The 13,033-nt window shown below is 37.1% G+C and carries 9 protein-coding genes, 1 pseudogene and 1 riboswitch; all 10 genes and pseudogenes read left to right on the forward strand.

The window, feature by feature from the left end:
• Positions 1-80 precede the first annotated feature (80 nt).
• The 10 genes and pseudogenes from ACIQXW_RS02905 to ACIQXW_RS02950 all read left to right on the forward strand — a co-directional run bounded on the left by ACIQXW_RS02905 (position 81) and on the right by ACIQXW_RS02950 (position 13,010).
• Positions 81-1,001, forward strand: a complete 921-nt coding sequence (locus ACIQXW_RS02905) for a ferrochelatase (RefSeq protein WP_402759793.1) — start codon at positions 81-83, stop codon at positions 999-1,001.
• Positions 1,002-1,333: 332 nt separating this feature from the next.
• Positions 1,334-2,455, forward strand: a complete 1,122-nt coding sequence (locus ACIQXW_RS02910; RefSeq protein ID WP_402759795.1) for an ABC transporter substrate-binding protein — start codon at positions 1,334-1,336, stop codon at positions 2,453-2,455.
• 488 nt (positions 2,456-2,943) lie between these two features.
• Positions 2,944-3,135: riboswitch (cobalamin riboswitch) on the forward strand.
• Between the two features lie 194 nt (positions 3,136-3,329).
• Positions 3,330-4,451, forward strand: coding sequence for a citrate synthase (gene mmgD, locus ACIQXW_RS02915; protein WP_402759797.1), 1,122 nt, complete (start codon positions 3,330-3,332; stop codon positions 4,449-4,451).
• 98 nt (positions 4,452-4,549) lie between these two features.
• Positions 4,550-5,983: a 2-methylcitrate dehydratase gene (gene prpD, locus ACIQXW_RS02920; protein ID WP_402759799.1), complete on the forward strand. Its 1,434-nt coding sequence runs from the start codon at positions 4,550-4,552 to the stop codon at positions 5,981-5,983.
• A gap of 23 nt (positions 5,984-6,006) precedes the next feature.
• Positions 6,007-6,924, forward strand: a complete 918-nt coding sequence (gene prpB, locus ACIQXW_RS02925) for a methylisocitrate lyase (RefSeq protein WP_402759801.1) — start codon at positions 6,007-6,009, stop codon at positions 6,922-6,924.
• A 61-nt stretch (positions 6,925-6,985) separates the two neighbouring features.
• The gene (locus tag ACIQXW_RS02930; RefSeq protein WP_402759803.1) at positions 6,986-8,683 is read left to right on the forward strand and encodes an acyl-CoA dehydrogenase family protein; all 1,698 of its coding nucleotides are present in this window, start codon (positions 6,986-6,988) and stop codon (positions 8,681-8,683) included.
• Positions 8,684-8,749: 66 nt separating this feature from the next.
• Positions 8,750-9,534, forward strand: a pseudogene (locus ACIQXW_RS02935) (enoyl-CoA hydratase-related protein).
• A gap of 14 nt (positions 9,535-9,548) precedes the next feature.
• Positions 9,549-10,610, forward strand: coding sequence for an enoyl-CoA hydratase/isomerase family protein (locus tag ACIQXW_RS02940; protein ID WP_402759805.1), 1,062 nt, complete (start codon positions 9,549-9,551; stop codon positions 10,608-10,610).
• A gap of 280 nt (positions 10,611-10,890) precedes the next feature.
• Positions 10,891-11,808: a LysR family transcriptional regulator gene (locus ACIQXW_RS02945; protein WP_402759806.1), complete on the forward strand. Its 918-nt coding sequence runs from the start codon at positions 10,891-10,893 to the stop codon at positions 11,806-11,808.
• A 98-nt stretch (positions 11,809-11,906) separates the two neighbouring features.
• Positions 11,907-13,010: a 5-methyltetrahydropteroyltriglutamate--homocysteine S-methyltransferase gene (locus tag ACIQXW_RS02950; RefSeq protein ID WP_402759808.1), complete on the forward strand. Its 1,104-nt coding sequence runs from the start codon at positions 11,907-11,909 to the stop codon at positions 13,008-13,010.
• Positions 13,011-13,033: the final 23 nt, after the last annotated feature.

Consider the following 13,033-nt stretch of genomic DNA (forward strand, 5'->3'; position numbering starts at 1 on the left):
ATGTTTCGGGAAGAAATATGAAGCGACTACAACACCCATAAAAATTAACTTATTATAATGAAGAAAAGGAGATTTAAAATATGATTGGTATAATTTATTACGCTTATGGCGCACCGAAATCTTTAGACGATGTAACACCTTATTTTACACATATAATGAAAGGTAAAACACCACCACCTCATGTGATTGAAAACGTTACGGCACAATTTAAAAAATTAGGCGGTGTTGATCCATTAGCAGCAAATACGGGGCGTATTGCTAAAGGGCTGGAACATTCTTTACAGAATCGCTTAACACAGCCTGTAAAAGTATATAATGCATACAAACATACAGAACCTTATATTCCAGATGTTGTTGACACAATGCTTGAAGATGGTATTACAACCTTTATTACGCTACCTGTAAATCCGATTATGTCTACAGGTGCTGCAGCGTTTCATGATGAAGTTAGTACGTTATTAGCTTCTCATGACGTTAAGGTCATTCATGCGAAAAATTGGCATTTAAACGATGAATTACTTGCTGTATATAAAGATCGTGTTCAACGTGCATTTGAATGGATTCCAGTTGAAAAACGAGCACAGACGCATGTTTTATATACCGTCCATAGTCAACCAATTGATCCCGAAAAAAACGAAAACTATGTACGTCAGTTTGCCGAATTAGCCGAAGCCATTTCAAAAGCAGTTCAAATTGATAACTGGCATATTACATATCGAAGCGGTCATGGGAAAGGTGACTGGCTAGGTCCAAATGTAAAAGATAAAATTAATTCATTACAAGGCGAGGGTGCTCAAGGTATCGTCACTTGTGAGCTCCTTTCCCTTTCAGCGGATATTGAGTCCTATTTTGAAGTCGGATATGAATGTCATAGATTATGTGAGGAACTTCAAGTAGAATTTGCCCAATCGGAGTTTCCAGGTGATAGCTATGATACCATTCAAGCTTTAGCTGCCATTGTCGAGTCATTTATTCCAACAGCATCACAACTTCGTTCATAAGTGCAAACGGATTGAAGTGAAAGTAAACGATGCATCAATTTCACTCGAGGGGACCAAGTCTCCTCGAGTATGTAGTGTTAAGAAGATAATTATCGTGATTAAATAGTGCCCTACTGCGTGATTATGAGTACATGTCTTTGACACTCATCCATCACCCAAGTGGGCTTTTTCTTGTTTGCCATTAGCAATATGGACTGAATAAATATTTATGTTTTGGCATGAATATTAAAATAATTGTCGAAAAGTGTTGACTCATCGTGCTAATATCATGTAAAGTATTAATTGATATTGATAATCATTATCAATTAAATTATTTTAGGAGTGTTTAACAAATGCATTGGAAATACCCATTATCAGCTTTAGCAATTTCTGTGTTATTAGTTGGATGTAATCAGTCAGACAACGCACATAAAGCTACATCAAATGAAACAATGGAAACGACAGAAGAGACGATTATTAAGGACGAGCTAAATCGAGATGTAACAATCCCATTGAATCCTGATCGTGTTGTAGTAGGAGGTATTTTACCATATTTCTCTACTTGGTATATTGCCACTAATTCAACAAAAGAGATTGTTGGGATGCATCCAAACTCATATAATGCAGCTTCTCATTCCATCTTAAAAGATATTTCACCTGATGTATTAAAAGCAGATACCTCTTTTATTCAAAATGGGGAAGTGAATATTGAAGAATTGATGAAGGTTAATCCTGAAGTCTATTTTGAAATTGCTTCGGATGAAAAATCCATTAATAAATTAGAAGAAGCAGGGGTTCCGACAGTAGCACTGAAAGCAACAACAGATTCTGATGATCCATTAGAAATTTTGAACCGATGGTTAACATTAACTGGTGAAATTACAGGCACAACGGATCGACCTGACCAAATCATTCAAGAAGGTAAAAAGAATCAACAAGAAATAAATGAAAAACTAGCAAATGTACAAAAAGAAGATATGCCTAAAGTAATGATTCTTCAATACCATAACGATAAAGAAATATCGGTAGCAGGCTCGAATATGCATGGCAATCGATGGATTAAAGCTACGGGTGGTATCGATGTAGCAGAAAAGGATATTCAAGGCATTAAAGCAGTTAATATGGAACAAATATATAATTGGGATCCAGAAATTATCTACATTACGAACTTTACCGAAACACAGCCAATAGATTTAATCAATAACACGATTAGTGGACAAGATTGGAGTCAGATAAAAGCAGTAAAAAACAAACAAGTGTACAAAGTGCCACTTGGTATTTATCGCTGGTATCCACCGAATGGAGATGCACCCCTTATGTTAAAATGGATGGCGCAGCACAACCATCCAGAAATATTTGACTATAATATGACCGAAGAAATTCAAAATTACTACGCTAAATTCTACAATTATGAAGTAACAGAAGACCAAGTAAAAGACATTTTAAATCCATCTTCTGAAGCGGCAAAATATTAAGAGAATAGCAACTAAAAGTGTGTTACTTGCTTTAAGTGCACAATCTGTTCCACAATCGACTAGACTTCTAACAAAGACGATAAGAAGCCATCTGATGTTAATTTTTAATTAATGTCAGATGGCTTTTTCGGTTTAAAGGTTAGGTGATATTAAATAGAAGGAAAAACGGCTAAGGACATCTATAGCTGTATGATTATTTGTTTAAAGAAAAAAGAAAAATTCATATAGAAGGCTGTAGACAAGATTGTATGAGAGGCATTTTTAAGAAGAGATATCGGGAAAAAAACAATGGGTGCTAGAATAATGGGCATCTATGAAGATAATAGAATCAGTAAAGGTGTTTTTAAAACTTTTTTATACGGAATAGTGCTGAAAAAAGAAAAATAGTTCATTAATGATGGAAAATAGCTTTCCATTATTTGTTTTTTCTGAATTTTAGCTATATTGATTGTTTATAAGTCTCTATGTTAAGGTTGAAAGACAAATTGAATATGCTAAATTTTGGTGGTTTAAATGAATTTTTTCATTTGATTAAAAGGGAAGTTGGTGAGATTCCAACACTGTCCCGCAACTGTATTTAGGAGTTACATAACAATACCACTGTTTTGATTGTCAAAATGGGAAGGGGTTATTTAACGTTGATCATAAGTCAGGAGACCTGCCACTGAATAACGCATCAATTTACCTACGAGGATAGGGAGGTGTTAGCTACTGCATGATTTTTGTGAATTCAACTGTAAATTCACAGTTTTTTTGGGCTGTCATGCTTTTGTCGGTTAACAACTTCTAAAGGGGTAGAAGTTGTTTTTTTGTTGTTCTTTTGTGCACGAATGGTAACGCTTACAAGAATAATTAAACAAAGGGGCTGTCATTGATGGAGTTAACGTATTCACCAGGTCTTGATGGAATTATTGCTGCTGAAACAAAGCTATCATTTTTAGACACTATCGGGAGTCAAATTGTAATACGAGGCTATGACTTAATTGCGTTATCACAAAGGTATTCGTATTTAGACATTGTCCATTTATTGTTGCATGGAGAAATACCAACTACCGGGCAACAGGCTGATTTGCAGGATAGGTTGAAATCCTACTATCAGGTACCACAAGATATCTTTCAAATTTTTAAACTCTTGCCTAATGGAACACATGCAATGGATGGGTTAAGAACTGGAATCTCTGTTCTAGCAGGCTATGATCAGCACATCAATGATCGTTCGACTGAAATGAATTTGACGCGGGCTTATAGACTTTTAGGCGGTATGCCTAACATCGTCGCGAATAGCTATCGCGTCTTAAACGGCCAAGATGTGGTCAAGCCAGATAGCGAACTTTCTTATAGTGCCAATTTTTATTACATGATTACTGGCAGAAAACCAACGGCGTTAGAAGAGGAGATTTTTGATCAGTCGCTCGTGTTATATAGCGAACATGAGATGCCGAATTCAACGTTTACGGCTCGTGTTATCGCCTCTACGCAATCAGATTTGTATGGTGCCTTAACGGGAGCTGTCGCTTCATTGAAAGGGAATTTGCATGGTGGGGCAAATGAAGCAGTGATGTATATGCTGCTTGAAGCTAAAACAGTAGAAGGCTTTGAAAACTTACTAAAAAGTAAACTACAAAATAAAGAAAAAATTATGGGCTTTGGTCACCGTGTCTATATGAAAAAGATGGACCCAAGAGCACAAATAATGAAAGAGGCTTTGTATAAATTATGTTTGGAGCAAGGTGATGACCGTTTATATCACATGTGTGAAGCTGGCGAAAAAGTGATGGTACAGGAAAAAGGATTATATCCAAATTTAGATTATTATGCAGCACCAGTATACTACATGCTAGGCTTGCCTATTGAAATCTATACACCTATCTTTTTCGGTTCACGAACGATTGGCCTGTGTGCTCATGTGATTGAACAGCATGATAATAATCGATTATTTAGACCTCGTGTTCATTATATTGGCGAGCGTCATAACCTTGAAGAATTGTCGGTATAGTCAAGTATTAACAACTCGCCATAGAACTGATGGGTATTCTGACCAATGCCCATCAGTATACTAGTATATCAAATTCATGACTTGAAAGGAAGATATAGATGATTAAAACAAATGACATATCTAAGACAGATCAATTACTTACGGATATTGCTGATTATGTATTAAATACTACGATTACAAGTGAAGAAGCTTATGAAACGGCTCGCTATGTTTTATTAGATACTTTAGGTTGCGGCATTTTGGCCTTACAGTACCCAGAATGTACAAAACTCCTTGGACCAGTAGTTGCTGGCACTGTCGTTCCAAATGGTACACGTGTTCCAGGAACTTCTTATGTTCTCGATCCCGTAAGAGGGGCCTTCAATATAGGATGTATGATTCGCTGGTTAGATTACAATGACACATGGCTTGCTGCAGAATGGGGACATCCTTCTGATAATTTAGGTGGCATATTAGCAGTGGCAGATTATTTGAGTCGTACACGAATTGCCGAAGGGAAAGAGCCACTTAAAATCAAAGAAGTATTAGAAATGATGATAAAAGCCCATGAAATTCAAGGGATACTCGCATTGGAGAATAGTCTGAATCGTGTTGGATTGGATCATGTTTTATTTGTCAAAATTGCATCGACAGCGGTAGTTACCAAAGCATTAGGAGGAACTCGTGAAGAAATGATTAATGCTTTATCAAATGCTTGGATTGATAATTCAAGCTTACGAACATACCGCCATGCACCGAATACAGGCTCTAGAAAATCATGGGCAGCGGGAGATGCAACAAGTAGGGCAGTCCAACTAGCGATGATGGCTGTGAAAGGGGAAATGGGGTATGCGACAGCATTATCTGCGCCTGGCTGGGGCTTTCAAGATGTACTCTTCAATAAACAAGACTTAAAGCTTGCAAGAACACTGGATTCTTATGTGATGGAAAATGTTCTATTTAAAGTTTCTTTTCCAGCTGAATTTCATGCGCAAACTGCTGCAGAATGTGCCGTGCATTTACATCATGAAGTGAAAAATCGTTTACATGACATTGAGCGCATTCAAATTACAACACATGAATCCGCGATACGAATTATTGATAAGGAGGGACCTCTTAATAATCCAGCAGACCGTGATCACTGCATTCAATACATTACAGCAATTGGACTTATCTATGGTGATATTACGGCAGACCATTATGAGGATAACGTAGCGGCAGATCCACGAATTGATGACTTGAGAAATAAAATGGTCGTCGTAGAAAAATCACAATATACAATCGATTATCTAGACCCTGAAAAACGCTCGATAGCCAATGCTGTGCAAGTTTATTATAAAGACGGTTCAATGTCTGAGTTAGTGGAATGTGAATACCCGTTAGGGCACCGTTTCCGTCGTGAGGAAGCATTCCCTCAAATTATTGATAAATTTCAGCAAAACATTAGTACACATTTTTCTCAAAAACAATTGAACGAAATAAATCGTATCTGTTCTGATAAAGAGCTTGTTGAAAATAGCGATGTTAACGAATTTGTCAATTTATTTGTTTAACGAGAGAAGGGAGGTATTGGTAGATGGCGTGGATTGTCAATGAAACTGTTTCGCAAAAACAAATGGCTGAGCAATTTCGAGCATTAATTGCTCGAAAAGATATTTTACAAATACCTGGTGCGCATGATGCCATGGCAGGTTTAATGGCTAAAAAAGCAGGCTTCGAGGCATTATATCTATCTGGAGCTGCTTATACAGCGAGTCGAGGCTTACCTGATTTAGGAATGATTTATTCGAATGAAGTAGCCCATTGTGCAAGCAATATTATCCGAGCTACTAATGTCCCAATGCTTGTGGATATTGATACAGGTTTTGGTGGTGTATTAAATGTCGCACGAACTGCTCGTGAAATGGTTGAAGCAGGAGTTGCCGCGGTGCAGCTGGAAGATCAAAATTTACCGAAAAAATGTGGCCATTTAAATGGAAAAATGCTTGTATCTCAAGATGACATGATACAAAAAATTAAAACCATTAAACAAATAGCCCCTACCTTAGTCATTATTGCTCGGACAGATGCAAGATCTGTGGAAGGTTTAGAACAGGCTATCATACGAGCAAAAGCGTATATAGCAGCTGGTGCTGATGCAATTTTTCCAGAAGCATTACAAAACGAAAAAGAGTTTAAACATTTTGCCAATGAAGTAACTGCACCATTATTAGCGAATATGACGGAATTTGGTCAAACACCGTATTATACAGCTAAAGAGTTTGAAAAAATGGGGTATGCGATGGTCATCTACCCTGTTACTTCCATGAGAGTAGCGGCAAAAGCTTATGAGCGAGTATTTGAATTAATAAAAAATACAGGAACTCAAAAAGAAGCTATTGAGGATATGCAAACGAGAAGTGAATTATATGAAACGATTTCTTATTACAAATTTGAAGATTTGGATAATGAGCTGGCTAAAACGATCTTGCCTAAAGAGGAGATAAAAGGATAGTGCACAGGAGAAAAGTAATCTACTTTTCTCCTACATCTTTCTTAACACAAGGGGGGCTAGTATGGGAAAAATAGATGACAAGGTTATGAATGAGGAAAGCATGGCTAATATTTTTACACCAGAAGATTTTTGCGATGATGAAGCACTCATCGCAAAAACGGCAGAGTTGTTCATAAAAAATGATGTTACACCTAATATGGCACTTATTGAGAAGCACCAGTATGATGTGACCCGTAGATTATTTCAAAAAGCAGGTGACATCGGCTTACTTGCTATTGAAGTGCCTGAAAAGTATGGAGGTTTCGCGCTAAATAAGAAAATTTCAGGACTAGTTGCGGAGAAAATAGGGTTTGGTGGCTCATTTAGTGTCTCCTATAATATTCATGCAGGTGTTGGTACATTACCATATTTATATTTTGGTGATGAGGCGCAAAAGAAGCAATACTTGCCAAAATTAGCATCAGGGGAATGGATTGGTGCGTATGCATTGACAGAATCAGATGCTGGCTCTGATGCACTTCGTCCGAGAACGAACGCTGTATTGAATGAGGACGGGACGATGTGGTTGCTAAATGGAGAGAAACAATGGATTACCAATGCTCAGTTGGCTGATGTCTTTGTTGTCTTTGCTAAAACTGACGGGGGAATGACAGCATTTATTGTGGAACGGACTTATAAAGGTGTATCAATAGGTAAAGAAGAAGAGAAAATGGGCATAAAAGGTTCTTCTACCGCTACCCTTATTTTAGAAAACGTTGCAGTACCTAATAAAAATGTACTTGGGGAAGTTGGAAAAGGTCACAAGGTTGCAATGAATGTACTAAATTTGGCACGCCTTAAACTAGCATTCTCAAATATTGGCACATCAAAACAAGCACTTCAGCTTGCTATGAATTACGGGAAAGAACGTAAACAATTTGATTCGTCTATCGTTCATTTTACGATGATTCAGGAGAAGCTGGCAAACATGGCTGTTGCGATATATGGTGCAGAAAGCGCTGCTTATAGGACAGCAGGAGACATAGATAATGCTATTGACTCAGCAAATCAGGAGACAATAATCAAAAAAATATCAGACTTTGCTATGGAATGCGCACTTAATAAAGTGAATTGCTCTGAAATACTTGGGTTCATTGTAGATGAAGCTGTGCAAATACATGGCGGGTATGGGTATATGCAGGAGTATCAAGTGGAGCGATTATACCGAGATGCTAGGATTAGTCGTATTTTTGAAGGGACAAATGAAATTAATCGCTTAACCATTTCTAAAATTGTAGCAAAAAGGTATGCACAAGCAAATTCCTTCGAAAATTTCACATCTAATGAGCGACAATCTGCAAGAAATCAACACTACATTCAACGGTCCGAATATTTATTGAAAAGGACATGGCATGCAATTTCAAATGCTTCCATTAATTTGGAACTTGAGCAGGAATACATGCGACTGCTGGCTGACATGGTAAAGGAGTTCTATGTGATAGAAACATCTTTGTTGAGAACAGAAAAGGTTAGCGGACAAAAGAATGGTGAGGGTGAACGATTAAAATGGTTGATGACAGATGTCTTATGTGAGGAAGGTTATCGCAAAATCGAAGGATATGCAATCGAAATCATTTCAGCCGCTGAAGCAGATGAGGAAAAAAGAAAAACATGGATAGATGAAATCCGTGCTCAGTCCATACCGATTTATCAGAATCTTTTTATGAAGAAAAGAGAAATTGCGAAAATAATCCTCAACAATCCGAAATCTTTTTTATGAAAAGCATGAAATAGACTAATAAACTATCGTTTGTTACTAAAATCGAGCAAATAGGAGGGCAAGAATATGATTGATACGTTGGCAAATGTAAGAAAAGAGGGTTTCCTTACTATAGTTCATGTGAATAATCCTCCGGCAAATACTTTATCATCAGCTTGTATTGAAAATTTGCGTTCTATTTTTCAAGAGTTATCGGAAGATAAAGAAACGATGGCCATTATTCTGACAGGTTTCGGTAGATTTTTTGTAGCAGGTGCAGATATTAAGGAATTTGTTGATGCCTTTGGACAGCGGGAAGCTGCATTGAAAATGGCTGAAGCAGGACAAGCACTATGTAATGAAATTGAAGCTATGAAAAAGCCTGTTATTGCAGCTATTAATGGACCTGCCCTTGGTGGTGGGTTAGAACTAGCTTTAGGTTGTCATTTCCGAATCGCATCGAATAAGGCAATTCTAGGTTTACCTGAATTAAAGCAGGGTTACTTCCTACGTTTGGTGGTACACAACGGCTTACGAGCATAACTGGTAGAGCAAAGGCTTTGCAATTAATAGTAACTAGCAAACAATTAAATGCCGAGGAAGCGATGCAGCTAGGCATTATCGAAATGATAACGGAATCTGAAGAGCTGCTAGCAACGGCAAAGGATGTTGCTCAATCTTTTATTGAAGGAAAAAGTATGACGAGTGTATCACGTACAATCGACTGTGTGATGCAAGGGACGAAAGAAAATCTTGAAGCAGGGCTTAAAAAGGAACGAGAGCTTTTTGCAGAACTGTTTTTAACGGAAGACGCAAAAGAAGGTGTACAGGCATTTGTTGACAAAAGACAACCACATTTTAAACATTTTTAAGGGAGGAATTTAGCATGGAAAACGAAGTATTATTTTCTGTTAGTGATGGAGGGGTGGCAAATATTGTGCTAAACCGTCCGCTAGCTTTAAATTCCCTTTCCTATGAGATGCTGAAACCGATTGGTGAAAAGTTAAAAGAATGGGAAGCAAACGAAGAAGTTCATATCGTCGTCTTAAAGGGTGAGGGAAGTAAAGGTTTTTGTGCCGGAGGGGATATTAAAATGCTCTATCAGGCATGTTCCAGTCCGGAGGCGTTGGAAAAGGCTGAAACTTTTTTCGAAGTAGAGTATCAAGTAGATCTGGCTATCTATAACTATTCAAAACCGATTATCGCCTGTTTAGACGGTATCGTTATGGGAGGCGGAGTGGGTTTAACTTATGGTGCCAGTCACCGTGTTGTAACGGAACGTACAAAATGGGCTATGCCAGAAACGGATATCGGTTTCTTTCCTGATGTTGGAGCAGCCTATTTCTTAAATAAAGCACCAGGGTTTTTAGGTCGTTATTTAGCGTTAACAGCCGCTGTTATTCAATCAGAGGACATCTTATTTGCAAATGCTGCAGATTATTTTATGGAAAGTAAACAACTACTTGAATTCCTATCACGCGTGGAACAGACAGACTGGCATGGGCAAGAAGTACTTGAGACTTTAAACAAGCTAGTAGCTGAATATACAAGTCGTCCATTGGAAAATGGGAAACTTGCTGCTATACAATGTGCTGTTGATGAACATTTTTCACAAAATTCAATAACGGACATTTTCCAATCGTTAGACAATGATTCGAGCAATTTTGCTTTAGAAACGAAGCAATTGCTTTTGTCTAAATCACCATCATCATTGAAAATTACGTTAAAGCAATTAATAGATGGGGTAAATCAATCAGTAGAAGAATGCTTTGCCACGGATTTTATTTTGGCAAAAAACTTTTTGAAGCATGAAGACTTCTATGAGGGTGTAAGGTCAGTTGTGATTGATAAGGATCGAAATCCACAATATTTTTACAAAACCGTTTCGGATTTTTCAGATGAAGCGATGGATAAATTTTTTCAAGACAGCAGTGTTACATTAAAATAGCGAAAAATGAATTTGCTACAGATTCTTTTATAGACAAGCAATATAGCGGGAGACCTAAGTAAGGTATTATACCATGCTTAGGTCTTTCTTTTTGCACTTAGACAATAGTGAAAGTTCTGACTTGGCTCATTCTTATGTGAGTTATAACGTAGGATAGACTTTATAAAATTGCCGCCAATTTCGGAGTAGTGATGTACAATGATTTTGTGTTGAATCAGCACATGGAGCTATATATTCGTTTTTTTTATTTTAAGTGCTTTTAAGAAAGAGGTATAAATTCATGACATTACAACAATTAAAATATGTGATTGAGGTCGCAAGGAGTCGTTCAATTAGTAAGGCTGCACAAAAATTATTTATTAGTCAGCCAAGCCTTTCGAACGCACTAAAAGAGTTAGAAAATGAAATCGGCATTATTATTTTTATGAGAACCAATAGAGGAATTGTAATGACACCGGAAGGATTAGAGTTTCTAGGTTATGCAAGGCAAGTAGTTGAACAGGCCGCTTTATTAGAAAATCGTTATTCAAGTAATCAACCATCACAACAACACTTCTCGGTATCAGCGCAACATTATGCGTTTGCAGTAAGTGCCTTTGTACGTCTGTTAAAAGAATACAACAGAGATGAATACGAATTCACGTTACGAGAAACGAAGACCTATGAGATTATCGAAGATGTGAAAAATCTACATAGTGAAATTGGCATTTTATACGTCAATGATTTCAATCAAAAAGTGATTCATAAATTTCTTAGGGAAGGTAATCTTATTTTCCATGAGCTATTTGAAGCAAAACCACATGTATTTATTAGTTCGCAAAATCCACTCGCCAAAAAGGAATTTGTGACATTATCAGATTTAAAGCCGTACCCGTATCTTTCCTTCGAACAAGGGGACTATAATTCTTTCTATTTTTCGGAGGAAATTTTAAGTACAATTTCTAGACCTAAAAACATACGCGTAAGTGATCGGGCTACACTCTTTAATTTATTGATCGGTTTAAATGGATATACAATTTCTACAGGGGTGATTAGTCATGAACTAAATAGTAAGGAAATTGTTTCAGTACCTTTACATGTAGAGGAGCGGATTACAGTAGGATATATCACCCATAAAAACGTCAAAAATAGCCCATTGGCAACTATTTATATTGAGTATTTAAAAGAAACAATTGAAGAAGAGCGAGGTCAGCTATAGCTTAAAGCTATAGCTAAGGATATTTTATATGTGTTATAGGCTACCAATTTAATCGTGTTACACTTTCCTTACATTACAGATTAAAGGGGATACAACTTATGACAATCAAAATTGCAACTTCACCATTTCGTTATGATCATGTAGGTAGCCTATTGCGCCCTGCAAATTTAATACAGGCGCGTGAACAATATAAATCGGGCTCAATTTCATTTGACGAATTAACGGATATAGAGAATGACGAGATTATCCGCATTATTGAAAAGCAAAAAGAAAGTGGTGTCATCGGTGTAACAGACGGCGAATTTCGCAGAAGCTGGTGGCATTTTGACTTTTTAGGTGGTCTTGATGGTGTAGAGTTATATGCAAAAGAAACGGGGTTACAGTTCCATAAAATGGAGACTCGTAAAGGTGGTATTCGTGTAGTTGGAGATATTGATTTTTCTACACATCCATTTGTAAAGCATTTCAAGTTTTTAAAAGAGCATGCTGGTGACGCATTAGCAAAACAAACGATTCCGAGCCCAAATATGCTTTTATGCCGTGCTGATATCGAATTTGAAAAATATGAAGATCGAGAAAAATTCCAACAAGATACAATTCAAGCTTATCAAAAAGCAATCAAAGCATTTTATGACGCTGGTTGCCGCTACTTACAGCTAGATGACACGGCATGGGCAGATTTTTTCTCAGAAGAAGGGCACAATAAGCTACGTAATCGTGGATTAGAACCAGCGGAAGAATTAAAAGTCTTACAACGCATGATTAATGAATCCATTGCGCATAAACCAGAGGATTTAGTGATTACAATGCATATTTGTCGAGGGAACTATAAATCTAACTATTTCTCTAGTGGCGGGTATGATTATGCTTCTGAAGTAATATTCGGAGGTTTAGATGTTGATGGTTTATTCTTAGAATTTGACGATGAACGTTCAGGGAATTTTGAACCATTAAAATATGTAAAACGCAAAGATCTAAAAGTTGTATTGGGCTTAATCACTTCTAAGTCAGGTGAATTAGAAGACAAAGAAAAAATAAAAGCACGTATTCAAGTGGCAGCAACATATGTACCCCTTGACCAGCTTTGTTTAAGTCCACAATGCGGTTTTTCATCGACAGAAGAAGGCAATATTTTAACGGAAGAACAACAATGGCAAAAACTTCGCTTTGTGAAAGAAGTTGCAGATGAAATTTGGCAATAGTACATTTTCTGTAATTTTGTCAT

The sequence above is a fragment of the Lysinibacillus sp. NPDC097162 genome (assembly GCF_044762185.1).
Lineage (GTDB): Bacteria > Bacillota > Bacilli > Bacillales_A > Planococcaceae > Lysinibacillus.